Source organism: Microbacterium arabinogalactanolyticum (assembly GCF_030268005.1).
GTDB lineage: Bacteria > Actinomycetota > Actinomycetes > Actinomycetales > Microbacteriaceae > Microbacterium > Microbacterium arabinogalactanolyticum.
This window is the reverse complement of the sequence record NZ_BRZC01000004.1, coordinates 1328289-1346091: the sequence shown is the minus strand read 5'-3', so window position 1 is coordinate 1346091 and position 17803 is coordinate 1328289. Positions and strand designations below refer to the sequence as shown.

At 68.9% G+C, this 17803-nt stretch carries 16 protein-coding genes; 11 read left to right on the top strand and 5 right to left on the bottom strand.

Going from position 1 to position 17803, the window contains the following annotated elements; genetic code table 11:
* Positions 1–57 precede the first annotated feature (57 nt).
* The 8 genes from MIAR_RS10855 to MIAR_RS10820 all read left to right on the top strand — a co-directional run bounded on the left by MIAR_RS10855 (position 58) and on the right by MIAR_RS10820 (position 8657).
* Positions 58–1161: a Gfo/Idh/MocA family protein gene (locus tag MIAR_RS10855; RefSeq protein ID WP_285635346.1), complete on the top strand. Its 1104-nt coding sequence runs from the start codon at positions 58–60 to the stop codon at positions 1159–1161.
* The gene (locus tag MIAR_RS10850) at positions 1158–2096 is read left to right on the top strand and encodes a glycoside hydrolase family protein (protein WP_285635343.1); all 939 of its coding nucleotides are present in this window, start codon (positions 1158–1160) and stop codon (positions 2094–2096) included. The genes MIAR_RS10855 and MIAR_RS10850 overlap by 4 nt, the downstream gene beginning before the upstream one ends.
* Before the next feature lie 178 nt (positions 2097–2274).
* The gene (locus tag MIAR_RS10845; protein WP_285635339.1) at positions 2275–3570 is read left to right on the top strand and encodes an ABC transporter substrate-binding protein; all 1296 of its coding nucleotides are present in this window, start codon (positions 2275–2277) and stop codon (positions 3568–3570) included.
* 84 nt (positions 3571–3654) lie between these two features.
* A complete protein-coding gene (locus MIAR_RS10840) occupies positions 3655–4650 on the top strand; it encodes a carbohydrate ABC transporter permease (RefSeq protein ID WP_285635336.1) in 996 nt (331 codons plus the stop codon).
* Positions 4647–5546, top strand: a complete 900-nt coding sequence (locus MIAR_RS10835; protein ID WP_285635333.1) for a carbohydrate ABC transporter permease — start codon at positions 4647–4649, stop codon at positions 5544–5546. Before MIAR_RS10840 ends, MIAR_RS10835 begins: the two co-directional genes overlap by 4 nt.
* Positions 5547–5548: 2 nt before the next feature.
* On the top strand, positions 5549–6205 hold the full coding sequence (locus MIAR_RS10830) for a hypothetical protein (RefSeq protein WP_285635330.1): 657 nt from the start codon (positions 5549–5551) through the stop codon (positions 6203–6205).
* A gap of 55 nt (positions 6206–6260) precedes the next feature.
* On the top strand, positions 6261–7550 hold the full coding sequence (locus MIAR_RS10825; RefSeq protein WP_285635327.1) for an ABC transporter substrate-binding protein: 1290 nt from the start codon (positions 6261–6263) through the stop codon (positions 7548–7550).
* 105 nt (positions 7551–7655) lie between these two features.
* The gene (locus MIAR_RS10820; protein ID WP_285635325.1) at positions 7656–8657 is read left to right on the top strand and encodes a LacI family DNA-binding transcriptional regulator; all 1002 of its coding nucleotides are present in this window, start codon (positions 7656–7658) and stop codon (positions 8655–8657) included.
* Positions 8658–8701: 44 nt separating this feature from the next.
* Here MIAR_RS10820 and MIAR_RS10815 read toward each other — a convergent pair whose 3' ends face one another.
* From MIAR_RS10815 to MIAR_RS10800, 4 genes are all read right to left on the bottom strand, one after another.
* The gene (locus tag MIAR_RS10815) at positions 8702–10540 is read right to left on the bottom strand and encodes a glycoside hydrolase family 127 protein (protein WP_285635322.1); all 1839 of its coding nucleotides are present in this window, start codon (positions 10538–10540) and stop codon (positions 8702–8704) included.
* A gap of 1 nt (position 10541) precedes the next feature.
* Positions 10542–11429, bottom strand: a complete 888-nt coding sequence (locus tag MIAR_RS10810; protein WP_425561578.1) for a carbohydrate ABC transporter permease — start codon at positions 11427–11429, stop codon at positions 10542–10544.
* A 4-nt stretch (positions 11430–11433) separates the two neighbouring features.
* Positions 11434–12363 carry a carbohydrate ABC transporter permease gene (locus MIAR_RS10805; RefSeq protein WP_285635319.1) on the bottom strand — a complete coding sequence of 310 codons (930 nt, stop codon included), beginning with the start codon at positions 12361–12363 and terminating at the stop codon, positions 11434–11436.
* Positions 12364–12437: 74 nt separating this feature from the next.
* Positions 12438–13733: an ABC transporter substrate-binding protein gene (locus tag MIAR_RS10800; RefSeq protein ID WP_285635316.1), complete on the bottom strand. Its 1296-nt coding sequence runs from the start codon at positions 13731–13733 to the stop codon at positions 12438–12440.
* Between the two features lie 164 nt (positions 13734–13897).
* Here MIAR_RS10800 and MIAR_RS10795 point away from each other — a divergent pair, with 164 nt between their 5' ends.
* The 3 genes from MIAR_RS10795 to MIAR_RS10785 all read left to right on the top strand — a co-directional run bounded on the left by MIAR_RS10795 (position 13898) and on the right by MIAR_RS10785 (position 16800).
* Positions 13898–14917, top strand: coding sequence for a LacI family DNA-binding transcriptional regulator (locus tag MIAR_RS10795; RefSeq protein ID WP_285635314.1), 1020 nt, complete (start codon positions 13898–13900; stop codon positions 14915–14917).
* Positions 14918–15031: 114 nt separating this feature from the next.
* Positions 15032–16669, top strand: coding sequence for a sodium-dependent transporter (locus MIAR_RS10790; RefSeq protein ID WP_285635312.1), 1638 nt, complete (start codon positions 15032–15034; stop codon positions 16667–16669).
* The gene (locus tag MIAR_RS10785; RefSeq protein ID WP_285635310.1) at positions 16666–16800 is read left to right on the top strand and encodes a methionine/alanine import family NSS transporter small subunit; all 135 of its coding nucleotides are present in this window, start codon (positions 16666–16668) and stop codon (positions 16798–16800) included. Before MIAR_RS10790 ends, MIAR_RS10785 begins: the two co-directional genes overlap by 4 nt.
* A gap of 12 nt (positions 16801–16812) precedes the next feature.
* Here the strand turns inward: MIAR_RS10785 and MIAR_RS10780 are convergent, their stop codons facing one another.
* Positions 16813–17799 carry a LacI family DNA-binding transcriptional regulator gene (locus MIAR_RS10780; RefSeq protein ID WP_285635308.1) on the bottom strand — a complete coding sequence of 329 codons (987 nt, stop codon included), beginning with the start codon at positions 17797–17799 and terminating at the stop codon, positions 16813–16815.
* Positions 17800–17803: the final 4 nt, after the last annotated feature.

Below are 17803 nucleotides of genomic sequence, written 5' to 3'. Positions count from 1 at the left end.
GTGCGTCCTCCAGCCGGTACTTGAAACGTTATGATCAACCCAATCCGAGGAGGACCGATGTCATCCCACATCCCGCTCGCCGGCGCACTGCGCTGCGTGCTCGTCGGCACCGGCGCCGTCGCCAACCTGCACGCGAGGGCCGTCGCCGCGCACCCGCGCGCCGAGCTCGTCGCGGTCGCCGACATCAGCGCCGATCGGGCCGCCGGCTTCGCCGAGCGGTACGGGATCCCGGCGTCCTACGGTGACTATGACGACATGCTCGCCGCCGAGCATCCGGACGTCGTCCTGATCTGCACCCCGCCCGCACCACACCGTGCGCAGGCGCTCGCCGCGTTCGCCGCAGGTGCGCACGTGATCGTCGAGAAGCCGCCGGCGCCGTCGCTGGACGAGCTCGACGACATGCGTGCGGCGGCCACCGCGGCCGGCAGGCAGCTCGCCGTCGTCTTCCAGCAGCGCACCGGCACCGCCGCCGCGCACGTCCGCGATCTGCTGCGCGGCGGTGCGCTCGGGCGGCCGCTGGTCGCCGTGTGCCAGACGCTGTGGTTCCGCGACGCCGACTACTTCGCCGTGCCGTGGCGCGGCAGGTGGGAGACCGAGGGCGGCGGGACGACGCTCGGCCACGGTATCCATCAGCTCGACCTGCTCGCGCACCTGCTGGGCGACTGGTCCTCGGTGCAGGGGAGGCTGTTCCGGCTCGATCGCGAGACGCAGACCGAGGACGTGTCCACCGCCACGATCGTGTTCGAGGCGGGCGTCGTCGCGCAGGTGATCACCAGCGCGATCTCGCCGCGCGAGACCAGCTCGATCCGTATCGACACCCAGAAGGCGACGGTCACCGTCGACCACCTCTACGGGCATGGGCACGAGAATTGGCGCATCACCCCGGCTCCCGGATTCGAGTCCGAGGCGGAAGGATGGGCGTTCCCCGACGCGGAGGAGCGCAGCGACCACGCGCCGCTGCTGCGCGACGTGTTCGACGCCCTGCTCGACGGCACGCCGCTGCCGCCCACGGCGGACGCGCCCGCGCGTTCCCTCGAACTGGTGGCCGCCATCTACGCCTCGGCGGCGGCCGACGGCGCGGTGATCACGCCCGAGATCCTGGCGACGCATCCGACGCACCGCGCGGGCTTCGCCAGCCCCGTCATCGACCTGCGGGCATGAGCCCCGGACCCGTCGGAGCCGAGCGCCTGCCCGAGCTGTTCCGCGACCCCGTCTATGACGGCGCCACAGATCCGCGCGTGGTGATCGACGACGACGGGCGCTGGTGGATGCTGTACACGCAGCGCCGAGCCAACCTCGAGGACGCCGGTCCCGGGGTCGCGTGGGTGCACGGCAGCCGCATCGGCGTCTCCGTCTCCGACGACGGCGTCGCGTGGCAGTACGAGGGGACGCTGGAGCCCTCGGCGTCGGGGCTGTTCCTGACGGGCGGCCCACCGCAGGCATCCGTGGACCGCACCCACTGGGCTCCGGAGGTCGTCCACGACGGCGAGCGATGGCACATGTACCTGACCGAGATCGACGGCATCCCGGACCGATGGCCGGGGCACGCCCGCACGATCGTCGAGTACGTCTCCGACGACCTGCGGGCATGGACGCGGATCGGACCGCTGGCGCTCGGCAGCGATCGGGTCATCGACGCCGCGGTGGCGCGGACCCCGGACGGTCTCTGGCGGCTGTGGTGCAAGGACGAGGCCAGGGACTCGGTGACCGTCGTCGCCTCCTCGCCCGATCTGCGCGCATGGCGCATCGACGGTGTCGCCGTCGGCGGACGTCCCCACGAAGGTCCCGACGTGTTCGAGCTCGGCGGCTTCTGGTGGATGATCGTGGACGAGTGGCGGGGGATGGGCGTGCACCGCTCGGGCGACGGCATCCACTGGATGCGGCAGGGCGGAGCGGATGCCGTGATCCTGGACGCGCTGCCGGCGGGTGGTCACGGTCATCACGGCGCGCACGTGCGCGCCGGCGAGGACGTCTGGTTCTACTTCTTCGGCCGGGCGGCGGATGCCGAGCCGCACGCTCCCGGGGAGGACGGGCGTGCGTCGGCGGTGCACCGTGTGCGACTGGACGTCGTCGACGGCGTTCTCGTGGCACGATGAAGATCACATAAGGGAAACGTTGTAGAACAGATTCTTGCCTGGGTCTTGCGAAACGTTTCAATTTTGGTTAGTTTGCAGGGAAGCGCTTTCCGAGGGTCCCTGGAGGCGCACCCGCACCCACATGGACATGGACGTTCAACGGCTCGACCCGACGAAGACGTCCACAGAGAGGACAACGATGTTCAAGAAGCGACTGGCGGCCGGAACCGCCCTCGCCACAGCGGCTGTGCTGCTGCTCGCCGGCTGCTCCGGGCAGGCGGCCGATCCCAAGGCGAAGGCCACCTTCGACCCGAAGGAGAAGGTCACGCTCAACCTCGCCTTCTGGGGCAACGACGTCCGCGCCGACCTGTACAACCAGGTGATCGCGGAGTTCAACAAGAAGTACCCGAACATCAAGGTCAACTCGACCTTCCTCGGCTTCCCCGAGTTCTGGGAGAAGCGTCAGACCGAGGCCGCCGGCGGTGGCCTGCCCGACGTCATGCAGTTCGACTACTCGTACCTGCGTCAGTACTCCGAGAACGGCCTGCTGCTCGACCTCGACCCGTACATCGGCGGCATCATCGACAAGAAGCCGCTCGCCGACAACATCCTCAAGATCGGCGTCGTCGACGACAAGACCTACGCGATCCCGACGTCGACCAACGCCTGGGGCCTGTTCACCAACCCCAAGCTGCTCGAGACCGCCGGGGTCTCCGACTTCGAGGGCGGCAGCTGGAGCGACTACGCCGACTGGATGAAGTCGGTCACCGACGCCTCGGGCGGCGCCTTCTACGGCGGCAGCGACTACACCGGACGCATCCAGAACTTCGAGATCCAGCTGCGCTCCGAGGGCAAGAACCTCTTCAACGAGGACGGCACCGCAGGCTTCGACGAGAAGCGCCTCGCCAAGTTCTGGAACGAGGGCGCCGCCGTGCGCAAGGGCGTCGGCATCCCGCAGCAGAAGGTCGAGGAGCTCACGCCCCTCGGCGCGTTCGACTCCGCCAAGACGGCCAGCGAGCTGACCTGGGACAACTTCGGTGCCGGATACCTGAAGAACCTGGGCGCGGACTACACCGAGCTGAACCTGGTCGCCCCGCCGGTCACCAAGAAGGGCACGAAGGACCTGTACCTGAAGCCCTCCATGCTGCACGCCATCTCCGCCAAGACCAAGCACCCCGAGGCGGCTGCGACGCTGGTGAACTTCCTGATCAACTCGCCGGAATCCGGCAAGATCTTCGGCACCAACCGCGGTCTGCCCGCGTCGTCCACGGCGCTCGCCGCGGCCGACCTCGACCCGCTGAGCCAGCAGATCAAGGACTACGAGACCTCCATCAAGGACCGCCTCGGCGACGCCCCGCCCGTGCCGATCGTCGGCTACGGCAGCCTCGAGGAGAAGTTCCGCGTGCTGGGCACCGAGCTCAACTTCGGCACCATCACGGTGGATGACGCCGTGAAGCAGTTCTTCGCCGAGATGGACGTCGTCCTCAACCAGTGAGATCCCTCGCCGGGCCGGATGCTGCATCCGGCCCGGCGGTAGGACTCCCGCCGCCGTCAGTCACGAACCCCGAAGGAGGACCCCGTGAGCACCACCGCGACCAGGGTCATCGTCACCGAAGACCGCTCCAGCGCCCATCTGCTGCGCAAGAGCCGCCGCGAGGTGGACCCCGTCCGCCCCGGCCAGCGCGCCCGTGTCCGCCGTGAGACCGCGGCGGGATACGCCTTCCTCACTCCGTGGCTGATCGGATTCCTGGGGCTCACCCTCGTGCCGATGGTGTACTCGCTGTACCTGTCGTTCACGCGGTACAACATCTTCGCCCCGCCGAAATGGATCGGCCTGGACAACTACATCCGGCTGTTCACGAAGGACCCGGTGTTCCTGCAGTCGTCCGAGATCACGCTCATCTACGTGTTCGTGGGCACCCCGATCACCCTGGCCGCGGCGCTCGGGACGGCGATGCTGCTGAACTACCGCGACAAGGGCTCCGGGTTCTTCCGCTCGGCGTTCTACGCGCCGTCCCTGATCGGCGCCTCGGTCTCGATCGCGATCGTGTGGCGGGCGATGTTCGCCACCGACGGTCCCGTCGACTCCGGCCTGCAGGTGTTCGGCATCGACCTGGGCGGATGGATCGGCAACCCGTCGATGGTGCTGCCGATGATGATCCTGCTGCACGTGTGGACCTTCGGCTCGACGATGGTCATCTTCCTCGCCGGCCTCAAGCAGATCCCGAAGGAGCTGTACGAGGCGGCCGAGATGGACGGCGCCGGCGCCTGGCGTCGATTCCGCGCGGTGACCATCCCGATGCTCTCGCCGGTGATGTTCTTCAACCTGCTGCTCGGCCTGATCGGCGCGTTCCAGGTGTTCGCATCCGCGTACATCATCTCCAACGGGTCGGGCGGCCCTGCGGGCATGACGAACTTCATCACCGTCTACCTCTACAAGCGAGGATTCTCCGACGGGCAGATGGGCTACGCCGCGGCCATGGCCTGGGTGCTGCTGATCGTGGTCGCACTGCTGGCATTCATCCTCTTCCGCACGCAGAAGTCCTGGGTGCACTACGCAGGAGACGACAAATGACCTCCACCACCATCGGCGGCGACGCCCGCCCGGCGGTCGCGCCGCGGCGCCGGATCAAGCGCAAGACCGTCCAGACCGTCGTCTGGTTCATCGGCCTCAGCATCCTGACCGTCATCGTCCTCTACCCGCTGCTGTGGCTGTTCCTCGCCACCTTCAAGCCGAACGCCGAGTTCGGCACGAACCCCGGTCTGTTCCCCAACCAGCCCACCGTCGACAACTACGGCAAGGTCATGGAGGGCATCGCGGGCGTGCCGATGTGGCGGTTCTTCCTGAACTCGTTCATCCTCGCCGTCTCGGCCGTGGTCGGCACCGTGCTCTCGTCGGCGCTGGCCGCCTACGCGTTCGCCCGGGTGCAGTTCAAGGGGCTGGGGATCTTCTTCGCCGCGATGATCGGCACGCTGCTGCTGCCGTTCCACGTCGTGATCATCCCGCAGTACATCATCTTCAACAAGCTCGGCTGGGTGGACACGTTCATCCCGCTGATCCTGCCGAAGTTCCTCGCCACCAGCGCGTTCTTCGTGTTCCTGATCGTGCAGTTCATCCGCCAGATGCCGCGCGACATGGACGAGGCCGCCCGCATCGACGGCGCCGGTCACCTGCGCATCTTCTGGTCGATCATCCTGCCGCTGATCAAGCCGGCGCTGATCACCTGCGCGATCTTCGCGTTCATCTGGGAGTGGAACGACTTCCTCAGCCCGCTGCTCTACCTGACCAGCCCCGAGAACTACCCGCTCCCGATCGGTCTGCGACTGTACAACGACGCCTCCTCCGGCGGCGCGGACTACGGCGCCACCGTCACCGCGTCGTTCGTCGCCCTCATCCCGATCCTGCTGTTCTTCATCGTCTTCCAGCGCTTCCTGGTCGACGGCGTCGCCACGCAGGGGCTGAAGGGCTGACGATGACCGCGGCAGGGCGACGCGAGGCGAGGGCCGTGGCGCGTGAGGCGCGCTCCGGCTCGGGCCCGGTCGGAGCCGGATTCGACCCCGGCCCGCACCCGGGCGCGACAGCGAAGTTCGGCCTGTTCGGCGAGGCCCTCACGGTCGGCCTGCTGATCACGTTGGTCGCGCTTCCGGTGGTCACGCTGCCGATCGCGCTCGCCGCGGGCATCCGCCAGCTGCGCCGCTTCGCGGCGGCCGAGGACTCCCGCGCGGCGCTGTTCTGGGCCGACGTGCGCGCCGGCATCCTGCCGTCGCTCGTCGTCGGTGTGCCCGCCGTGCTGATCGCGGCCGTGCTCACCGTGGACGTGGTCCTCGCGCGCACCGGCGTCCTGCCCGGCGGCGAGGTGGTCGGCGTGGTGGGCTGGGCCGGCCTCGTGGTCCTCGCGACGGGGGTGCTGGTCGTCGCCGGCATCTGGTCGCCCTCGATGCGGTGGACGGATGCTGTGCGTGCCCTGCCCGACACGGTGCGGGCGGATGCCGCCGGTGCCCTCTACCTGGCGGCGACGGCCGTGTTCGTCGGCGTGGTCACGTGGGCCCTGGTGCCGCTGTTCATCCCCGCCGTCGGCTGTGCCGCCCTGGCGGTCGTCGCCGTGCCCTCGCGGCGCCGTCGCCGCTGACCCCGTCCGCAGAATCCCGCGGAATCCCCGCAGTCCCATCCGAAAGGTCCTCCTCATGATGAGATCACTCGCACGACGTGGTCGAGCGCTCGGCGCCGCCGTGGCGGTCGTCGTCGGCGGCCTGGCCCTCGCCGGCTGCGGCGCCGCCGCGCCCGATGCGACGTTCGACCCCGACGCGAAGGTCTCCCTCGACTTCGCGTTCTGGGGCAACGACGACCGCGCCGACCGTTACAACCAGCTGATCGAGGCGTTCAACGAGGAGCATCCGAACATCCAGGTGAAGACGACCTTCAGCGACTACCCCAGCTACTGGGAGAAGCGCGCCACTGAGGCTGCCAGCGGCAGCCTTCCGGATGTGTTCCAGTTCTCGGACAGCTACCTGCGCCAGTACGCCGAGAACGGGCATGTGCTCGACCTGTCGACGGTGAAGAAGTACATCGACTTCTCCGCTTTCGACGACTCCCTGCTGGGCACCGGCCGTCTGGACGGGACGCAGTACTCGCTGCCGACCGGCTACAGCGTGTGGGCGAACTTCGTCAACGACGACCTCCTCGCGCAGTACGGAGTCGCGTCGCCGGACGGCGGCTCCAGCCCCGCTGAGCTCGACGACTGGATGGCGACGGTGACGAAGGCATCCGGCGGCAAGGTCTACGGCGGCACGGACTACACGCAGCGCATCCAGGGCTTCGAGCTGGAACTCCGTGCCCACCGTGAGAACCTGTACACGCAGGACGGGAAGCTGGGCTTCACGAAGAAGCAGCTCAAGGAGTACTGGGCGGGCGGTGCGAAGCTGCGCGACGGCGTGGCTGTGCCGCAGCAGCGGCTGGAGGAGGTCAGTCCCAAGTCCGGCCTGGGCGTGCAGCTGACCGCGAGCGAGATGAGCTGGAGCAACTTCCTGGGCGGGTACCTGGCCGATTCCGGGGCGAAGTCCATTTCGATCGTCGCGCCGCCGGCCGCGGTCGAGGGCGCGAAGGACCTGTACCAGCAGGGCGGCCTGCAGATCGCGATCGCACCGAACTCCAAGCACAAGGAGGCGGCCGCGATGTTCCTGGACTTCATCGTCAACAGCGAGCAGGCCGGGCGGATCTTCGGCACGACCCTGGGCTTCCCCGCCTCTTCGAGCAAGCTCGCCGGAACGAAGCTGGAGGGCGTGGACAAGCAGGTCGCGGACTACATCGAATCCGTCTCGGACCGGATCGGCGAGGCGCCCCCGGTGCCCGTGGTCGGCTACGGCTCGCTCGAGCAGAAGTTCTGGGATCTGGGCAAGGAGATCGGACTCGGCACCGTCACGGTCGACGACGCGGTGGACCAGTTCTTCGCCGAGGCGGACGTCGTCCTGCAGTGAACCCGGCGGCTCCCGCGCCCTGTCGGCGCGGGAGCGGGGCCGCAGGATGAGAAGGTGGATTCCAGCACGCCTCCTCCGGAGGCCGGTCTGAGGAGGGGAGCACCCATGGCAGTGGGCGTGAAGGATGTCGCGGCCGCGGCTGGAGTGTCTGTGGGCACCGTCTCCAACGTGCTGAACCAGCCGGACCGCGTCTCCGCGCGCACCGCCGAGCGGGTGCAGCAGGCGATCCGGGAACTCGGATTCGTGCGCAACGACGCCGCCCGCCAGCTCCGTGCCGGTCGCAGCCGCAGTATCGGACTGGTCGTTCCCGACATCGGGAACCCGTTCTTCGCCGAGGTGGCGCGCGGCGCGGAGGACCGGGCGGCCGAGGCAGGCATGACCGTGCTTCTGGGCAACAGCGACGAGAGCGACGTCCGGCAGGAGGCGCACCTGGAGCTGTTCCAGGAGCAGCGCGTGAACGGGGTGCTGCTGACCCCGGCATCCGACGACCTGTCGTCGCTGCGTCGCTTCACGGATGCCGGGATGCCGGTCGTGCTCGTGGACCATGAGGTCGACGAGGGCGAGATCCCCTCCGTGTCGGTCGACGACGTCGAGGGCGGGCGCCTCGCGGTCAGGCACCTGCTCGATGCGGGGCGGCGCCGGATCGCCTACGTGAGCGGACCGCGCTCCGTGCGCCAGGTCGCCGAGCGACTGGAGGGTGCGCAGGCCGCCATCGCGGAGGTCCCCGGTGCGACGCTCGAGGTCATCGAGCAGGCCTCGCTGACCGTGCTGCAGGGGAGGGCCGCAGGAGAGGCGCTCGCCGCGCGTGCGGAGCAGGATCGGCCGGATGCCGTGTTCGCCGCCAACGACCTCCTCGCCGTCGGGCTGCTGCAGGCGTTCAGCTTCGCCGCCGGCGTTCGCGTGCCCGAGGACATCGCGATGGTCGGCTACGACGACATCGACTTCGCCTCGGCGACGGTCGTCCCGCTCAGCTCGGTGCGCCAGCCCGCCCGCCTGCTGGGCAGGACCGGCGTCGAGCTGCTGTTGCAGGAGCTCGACGGCGCCGAGCACGACCGCCGCGTGCGGTTCCAGCCCGAGCTGGTGGTGCGGGACTCCAGCCGGGGCTGATCTGCGCCCGGGGCCGCCAGCTCGCGCGCGCGGACGATCGTCGCTCAACTGGTCGGCAACCACACGCGCATGGTCGACGGGCCGCGCTGCGCCCAGGAGTGGTAGGGGACGAGCGCGACGTCGGCGGACTCGCCCGTGTCTCGACGCCGCACTTCTGCGCTGACGCGTCCGTCGACCTCGACAGGATCCGCTGTGAGAACCGCCTCGGCGACGTCGGCGCCGAAGTCCACCGACTCCAGAGCCAGCACCTCCGGGCCGCGCTCGACGACGACGCAGCCGCGCACCGCGTCCACGTGGGGGTCCGGCGCGGTCACCCGCGGGGCCACCGGCAGGTCGAGCTCGACGACGTCTCCCGCGCGGAAGGCGCGTCGCAGCGCGAAGGAGCCGGGAGCGGCGTCCGCGGAATCCTCGCTTCCGAACCGCACGACAGCGCCCGTGGCCCAGGCCGGCACGCGCAGTGTGAGCGTCCACTCGCCGTCCTCCACGACGGTCACGCGGATGCGGCCGTCGGCGGGATAGGCGGTGCTCACCCGGAAAGCAGCGACCGTCCCGTCGGGCAGCGTCGTGCGAACGGATGCAGAGGCGTACTGATGCAGTTGGACGCCGTCATCGTCGGCCGTCGCGAGGTAGGCGGCCAGGCTCGCGAAGGTGCGTGCGACGTTCGGCGGGCAGCAGGAGACCTCGAACCAGGGCGCACGAAGCGAGGACTGTGCGCGGGGGGACGTGGCATCCGGGTCCGCCGGCTGCGCGGGCACCCGCTGGTGGAGAGTGTTCGCATAGTAGAAGGCGCGCCCGTCCGGCGCGGGCGATGTGGCCACCACATTGAACAGCGTTCGTTCGATGAGGTCGGCGTACTGCGGCCCGCCATCGGCGAGCAGGAGGCGCCACGAGAACATGATCGATCCGATCCCGGCGCAGGTCTCCGAATAGGCGCGGTCCGGCGGCAGCTCCCAGTCCTCGCCGAAGGCCTCATCCGAGTGATGGGCGCCCTGTCCGCCGGTGACGTAGGTGCGCCGCTCGACCGTGCGCCGCCACTGGCTCCGCAGGGTGTCCAGCAGGTCGGCGTCCGCGGCGTCCACGGCCACGTCGACGGCCGCGGAGGAGAGGTAGTTGGCGCGCACGGCGTGGCCGCGCAGCACGTCGGCGTCCCGGACGGGCACGTCGTCCTGGTAGTAGGATCGGCCGAACCCGATGTCGGCGAGCGTACGCCTTCCGTGCCGCTGCACGAACAGCGCCGCCTGGTCGAGGTACCGACGGTCGCCGGTCAGGCGGGCGAGCTCTGCCAGCCCCACCTCGACCTCGGCGTGGCCGCAGATCGCGTCCCGGCCGTCGGATCCGAACTCGCGGCAGACCAGGTCGGCGGCGCGGACGGCGACCTGGAGCAGGCCGTCGTCGGCATCCGGCCGCGTGCGCCCGCGGGCGACTGCTGCCTGGAACAGGTGTCCGAGACAGTACAGCTCGTGGCCCCATTCCAGGTCGGACCATCGCGCGCCCTGGTCGGGCCTGCCGAACCTCGTGTTCAGGTAGCCGTCGTCCTCCTGTGCGGCGGCGACCCGTGCGACGATCGCGCGGAAGCGCTGCTCCAGATCCTCGTCGCCGGTGCGGCCGATCTCCCAGGCCAGCGCCTCGAGGTACTTGTACACCTCGGAGTCGGCGAACTCGCGACCGCGACGTCCCTGCGGCAGGGTGCCGGCGGCCGCCAGATCGAAGTTGGGCAGCCAGCCCTCGGACTCCAGCTTCGCCTCGATGTGGGCGAGCGTGTTCGTGCCGTTCACGCGCTGGCGCTCGGCCCAGAAGCCGTCGTCTATGCGGACCTCGTCGATGCCGAGCGGTCGCAGGCGACCGCGGGCGGGGACGACGGGAGCGATGGTGTGAGAAGTCATGTCAGCCCTTGAAAGCGCCCGACATGAAGCCGCGCACGTAGTGTCGTTGCAGGATCAGGAACAGCAGGATGCACGGCAGTGCGAGCACCACCACGCCGGCCTCGGTGGCGCCGTAGTCGACCACACCCTGCACCTGGCCGCGCAGGTTGGCCACAGCCAGCGGAAGGGTCATCCGGTTGCTGTCGTTGATGAGGATCAGCGGCGCCATGAAGTCGTTCCAGGCGGTGAGGAAGGCGAACAGGCCGACCGTCACCAGTCCGGGCTTGACGGCGTGCAGAAGCACGCGCCACAGTGCGCTCCAGCTGGAGCATCCGTCCACCATGGCCGCCTCGTCGAGCTCCCGCGGGATCGACTCGAACGAGATGCGCATCATGAACATCGAGAAGGGCAGCTGGAACATCGTGATCACCAGCGCCACCCCGACCAGGGAGTTCTGCAGGCCGACCGCGTTCAGGATCACGTACAGGGGGATCAGCAGGGTGGCGTACGGCACCATCAGGATGGCCAGGGTCAGCAGGAACAGCGCGTTCTTGCCGGGGAACGAGAACCGTGCGAAGGCGTAGCCGCCCAGCAGCGAGATGACCAGGGTCAGCGCCACCGTCAGCACCGAGACGACGGTCGAGTTCCACAGGTACACCCAGATGCCCGCCTGGTACTCGGTCAGGGCTGCGTAGTTGCCGAAGCCCCAGCCCTCGGTCTGGCTGGTGCCGGCCAGCGGGCTCACGCTCGAGACGGCGGTCCAGATCAACGGGTAGAGGAAGATCAGCGCGAGCGCGCCGGTGAACACCCAGTACGGGATGCCGAACGCGAGCGGCATCCGCCTGGACTGCCCGTGAACGGCACCGGGGGCGACGATCGCGCGGGTCGTGTCGTGGACGGTCGTGGTCATGGTCTCAGCTCTCGTCCGAGCGCCCGAAGGCGCGCATCTGGAAGACGTTCACGACGACGAGGGCGAGCAGCACGATCACCGAGAGGGCGCCGGCGATGCCGAGGCTGTTCTGACCCTGGAAGGCGACGTTGTAGATGAGCTGCACAATGGTCATCGTGGAGTTGTCGGGGCCGCCCTTGGTGAGGATGTAGAACTGCTCGAAGGCGAGCAGGGATCCCGTCACGCACATGATCGTGGTGAGCGCGAAGGTGGGTCGCAGCAGTGGCACGGTGATGTCGCGGAAGGTCTGCCAGCGGCTCGCGCCGTCGATGCGGGCGGCTTCGTACACATCGTCCGGGATGCCCTGCAGGCCCACCAGCATGAGCAGCATGTAGAAGCCGGCATAGCGCCAGACGATCAGGAAGATGGTCGACCAGAGAGCGCCGGTGGGCGTGCCGAGGAACGTGATGCCCCACGACTTCATCAGATCCGCGAAGGGTCCCGCGATCGGCGAATAGAGCACGTAGAACAGCAGGGATGCGGATGCCAGGCCCAGGGCGCTCGGCACGAGGAACGCCGTGCGCAGGAATCCCTTCCAGCGGGTGGACTCCTGCACCAGCAGCGCAAGCCCCAGCCCGAGGGCGATCAGGATGACGGTGGTGATGACCGTGTACAGCAGCGTGAAGCGGATCGAGTCCCAGAACAGCCGGTGGCTCACGGCGTCGACGTAGTTCTCCGGGAGGTTGACGCCCTGGTTGCCGCCCAGCAGAGGCCAGTCGGACGCCGACATCTGGAACACCAGCACCAGAGGGACGACGAACAGGCAGGCGACGAAGATCGCCGTGGGGGAGGCGTACAGCCAGCCCTGGACGGGGCCGCCATAGCCGCGGCGGCGTCTGCGACGCCGCGACGTGCCCGGTGCCGTCGCCGGCGGGGCGGAAGCGGTGAGTGCCATCTCGATCCAATCGGTTTCGGCGGAAGCGTTGCGGGGGCTCGGGCGGACGGCCGTCCGGCCGTCCGCCCGACGGGTCACTGGCCGAGGACGGCCGTGATCTCCTTGGTGTCCGCGTCGACGGTGTCGGTGCCCTTGAGCACGGCGTTGCGCACCAGGGTCAGCCACGGGCTGCCGGGGGCGTTGAACGCCTGCTGGAAGTTCATCGCCACCGGGGTGTCGCCCTTGGCCGCCACCTCGTTGATGGTCACCAGGCGCGGGTCCTTCGCCGCGTACTCGTTGTTCGCGAGGTCGCCGCGCGAGACGGCGTTGTCGTCCTTGGCGAGCACGCCCACCTGGGCGTCCTCCGACATCATCCAGCTGAGGAAGTTCCACGCCTGCGCGGCCTTCTTCGAGTCCTTCGAGATGCCGATGCCGTCACCGCCGACGAACGTCGACGCGCCGCCGTCGACACCCGGGATGCCGGCCACGCCGGCGTCGAAGTCGAGCGAGGAGAGCAGGGTTGCGGGGAACGGCATGACGCCGACCTTGCCCTCGCTGAACGCCGCGGTCCAGGTCGGACCGGCCTCGTCGGTGGAGCTGGGCAGCACCGCTCCGGCGTCCTCCAGACCCTTCCAGGTGTCGTAGACGGCCTTGGCGGAGTCGCTGTCCAGCAGCGCCTCGGTGCCGTCCTCGTTCATCACCTGGTCACCGGACGCCCAGATGGAGGGGAACCAGGTGAACACCAGGCATCCGCCGCAGTTCAGGCCGGTGGCGGTGCCGTAGGTGTCGGGCTTGTTCAGCTTCTGCACCTTCTCGGCCGCGTCGGCGAACTCCGCGAGCGTGCTGGGCGCCTTCTCGGGGTCGAGGCCGGCCTCCTTGAAGAGCTCCTTGTTCCACATCAGCATCGACAGGTCGAGCACGAACGGCAGCACGTGCTCCTTGCCGTCCAGGGTGCCCGCGTCCAGGTGTCCCTTGTTGATCTGGTCCTTGTAGTCCAGCCCGTCGATCTGCTCGGTGATGTCGGTGAACAGCCCCTGCTTGACCCAGTTGGGCACGTAGACGATGTCGGCGGCGAACAGGTCGGGCAGCCCGCCCGAGCCCGCGGCGGCGCCGACCTTGGCGACGTAGTCGTCGTTGGGCACGACGGTCAGCTCCACCTGGTTCTTGTGCGAGGCGTTGTACGCCTTCACCAGGAGCTTGGCCTGCCGCTCCAGCGGAGCGCGGGTCCACAGCGTCAGCTTGGCGCCGTCGTCGGTGCCGTTCGCGGTGATCGGCCCGGCGGGCTTGTCGTCGGATGCCGGTGCGCAGGCCGCGAGACCGCCCGCGATCGTCCCGGCCACGGCGAGCGCGGCGATGCCGCGAAGCAGGCGGCGCCTTCCGGTGGTGTGCATGTGATTGTCTCCTCTGGCTCTTCGTCGAGCGGATGCTGGGCTTGCACCGCCGAGGGTCATTATCGAAACCTACGAAAACCCTTTCGCTCATGTATAGCGCGGACAGATGCGGCCGGTCAAGGATGAATCCGATAACCTTTCGCTACCGGCAGTGAGGGGACGCGATGGCCAACGGCGCAACCAGGGCAGTGACGCTGAGCGACGTCGCCAGCGCCGCAGGAGTGTCCATCTCGACGGCGTCGAAAGCGCTGAACGACCGTGAGGACGTCTCCGCGGCCACGAAGGCGCGTGTGCTCGCGGTCGCCGAGCGGATGTCGTTCACTCCGAACGTGATGGCCCGCGGGCTGCTCGCCGGGCGCACCGGTACGGTGGGCCTGCTCACCAGCGATCTCGAGGGCCGGTTCATGATCCCCATCCTGATGGGGGCGGAGGATGCGTTCGGGGCCGGGCGCATCAATGTCTTCCTGTGTGACGCGCGCGGAGATGCGATCCGCGAGCAGCACCACCTGCGCGAGCTGCTCAGCCGACGCGTCGACGGGATCATCGTCGTCGGCCGCCAGACGGATCCGAGGCCGTCGCTCGGTCAGAGCATCCCCGTCCCCGTCGTCTACGCGTACGCTCCCTCGGATGACCCGCGCGATGTCTCGCTCACGCCGGACAACGTCGCCGGTGGACGGTTGGCCGTCGAGCACCTGCTCGCATGCGGACGCACCCGCATAGCGCACATCTCGGGCGATCCCGCCTATGCTGCCGCGCAGGACCGCCTCGAGGGCGCCCGGGCTGCACTGGCGGACGCAGGCCTGGAGCTGATCGGTGCCCCTCTGCTCTCCGAGTGGACTGAGCAGTGGGGGCGCGATGCCGGTGCGATGCTGCTGCAGCAGCATCCGGACATCGACGCGATCTTCTGCGGATCGGATCAGATCGCCCGCGGAGTGCTCGATTCGGCGCGCGATCTCGGGCGATCCGTACCCGACGATCTCGCCGTGATCGGCTACGACAACTGGAGCATCCTGGTGGAGAACTCCCGGCCGGAGCTCACCTCGATCGATGCCAATCTGCAGCTTCTCGGCCGTCGCGCGGCCGAGAAGGTGTTCGAGGCGATCGACGGGGCGGAGACGCAAGGCGGCACACTCCAGCTCCCCGTCCGGCTGGTGATCCGCGGTTCGACCATCGCGCATCGATGATCCAGCCCTGACAGGGCAGCGGAGACAGGGAACGGGATGCTGCTCCCGTTCGCCAGCCTCAAGCTTCCGTCAACTCCCTGACCCCGCGGATGCCCCTCGGGTAGCCTCGAGGGCATGCCAGCCGCGACGACGCAGTCCACGACGACGCACTCCACCAAGCGCGAGGCCTTCGGCTCTCGCAACGTGTTCATCCTCTCGGCCATCGGATCGGCGGTCGGCCTCGGCAACATCTGGCGGTTCCCGTACGTCGCCTACGAGGGGGGCGGCGGCGCCTTCCTCATCCCGTATCTGTGCGCGCTGCTGACCGCAGGCATCCCGCTGCTGTTCTTCGACTACGCGATCGGGCACCGATTCCGGGGGTCCTCTCCGCTGGCGTTCCGCCGCATGCACTGCGCGGCCGAGCCGCTGGGGTGGTGGCAGGTGCTGATCTGCGTCGTGATCGCGACGTACTACGCCGTGATCATCGCCTGGGCGGCGATGTACACCTGGTTCTCCGCGCAGATCACCTGGGGAGCCGGCAACGAGAACGACTTCTTCTTCAAGGATTTCCTGCAGATGGGTGACGTCTCCAAGGGCGGCGTCTCCACGCAGTTCGTGCCGCAGGTCGGGCTCCCGCTGATCGCCGTGTGGCTCGTGGTCATCGTGATCATGGGCCTCGGCGTCAAGCGAGGCATCGGCCGTGCGAACACCGTGCTCATGCCGCTGCTGACCATCATGTTCGCGGCGCTCGTGGTGCAGTCCCTCTTCCTGCCCGGCGCGGTCGACGGACTGAACGCGTTCTTCACCCCGAACTGGAAGGCCCTCGCGGACCCGGCGGTGTGGGCCTCGGCCTACGGGCACATCTTCTTCTCGCTGTCGGTCGCGTTCGGCATCATGGTCACGTACTCCTCGTACCTGAAGCGCAAGACCGACCTGACGGGTTCCGGCCTGGTGGTCGCCTTCGCGAACTCCGGCTTCGAGATCCTCGCCGGCATCGGCGTGTTCGCCGCGCTGGGCTTCATGGCGCAGGCGCAGGGCACGGATGTCGCGCACACCGCCACGGCGGGCATCGGCCTGGCGTTCGTCGCCTTCCCCACGATCGTCTCGAACGCGGCGGGCGGGTCGATCATCGGAGTGCTGTTCTTCGGGGCCCTGGTCTTCGCCGGCGTCACCTCGCTGATCTCGGTGCTGGAGGTGGTGGTCGCCGCTCTCCAGGACAAGCTCGGCTGGGGCCGCGTCCGCACCACGCTCGTCGTCTCCATACCGATCGCACTGATCTCGATCGCCATGTTCTCGACCACGACCGCGCTCGCCGTGCTCGACACCACCGACGCGTTCGTCAACGCCTTCGGCATCATGGCCGTCGCGCTGGTCGCGGTGATCGTCGTCGCCTGGCTGCTGCACCGGCTGCCGGCGTTGAGAGATCACCTCAACCGTCGTTCGAGCTTCACGGTCGGCTGGTTCTGGATGCTGCTGGTCGGAGCGCTCGCGCCGATCGTGCTCGGCTACCTGTTCGTGAGCGAGGTCATCGCCAAGGTCTCCGAGCCGTACGGCGGCTACCCGGGCTGGTTCCTCTCGATCTTCGGCTGGGGCATGGTGATCGCCCTCGTGGTGCTCGCGATCCTGCTGTCGCTGCTGCCGTGGAGTCACCGCTCGCACGCCAAGGACGATCCGGACTACGACGAGTTCCTCGTGGAGGAGAGCTACGCGCCGGATGCGGAGACCGGCGCGGTCAGACTGCCGGATGCCCTCGCGGAAGGAGCCCGGTCATGACCCCGATCGCCGTCATCATGATGATCATCGCGATGGTCACGGTCTGGGGCGGCCTGATCGCCGGGATCGTCAACCTCGCCCGTCACCCCGAGGTCGCCGACGCCGAGCCGCAGCCGCCCGCCGAGCTGTAGGGCACGGTAGAGTCACGCCCGCGGAGCGCCCGTCGACTCGCGCCAGCGGATCGCGAGAAGGTCCGCCGGCCGCTGCGGCGCATCATCGCCCCGCAGCGCGGCGATGAGCCGGGCCATCGCGTGGGCGCCGAGGCGCTCTCGGTCCTGTGCGACCGTGGTGAGCGGCGGCACGAGGAAGGCGCTCTGCGGATGGTCATCCCAGCCGGTGATGCTGACATCGCCCGGCACCGACCATCCACGGGACATCGCCGCCTGGATCGCGCCGGTGGCGATCAGGTCGTTCGCGGCGATCACCGCGAGAGGCAGGATGCCGTCGGGCAGCGCGGCGATCGCATCCACGCCGGTCTGGCCGCTCCAGTCGCCGTCGACGACACCGATCGATGTGAGCCCGAGCCGCTGCACGGTGTCCGAGTACGCCTGGCGGCGCGCACGCGCGGAGGGGAAGTCCTGCGGACCGGCGATGTGCAGGAATCGGGTGTGTCCCATGGCTGCCACGCGCTCCATCATCTCGACGATGGGGGAGGCGTCCGTGAACAGGCCGGCGGCATGCATGTCGTCATCGAACTCGCCGGCCGAGAGCACGACGGGGTCATCTGCGTCGAGGGGCGGGGTGTGCAGCGGCGTGAAGGCGAGCACGCCTTCGTACTGACCTGAGCCGACGATCTCCGCGAGGCGCTCGCCCCGCTCGCCCGGGTTGTGGGGGAGGCTCACGACCTCCACCGCATAGCCGGCCTCCTGCGCTGCGGCCACCGCGCCAGGGATCAGGCTGAGGGGATTCAGGCTCGCGATGGGCACGACAACCGCCAGCCGTCCGGTGCGCCGCGTGCGCATCGACCGCGCGGCCAGGTTCGGACGGTAATTGAGCTCGGCCGCGGCGCGCAGCACCTTCTCGCGGGTGGCCTCCGAGATGCCTGCACGTCCGGTGAGGACGAACGAGACGGTCGACTGCGAGACGCCCGCCGCCCGGGCGACGTCGTTGCTGGTCGCGCGCTTCTCCATCGTT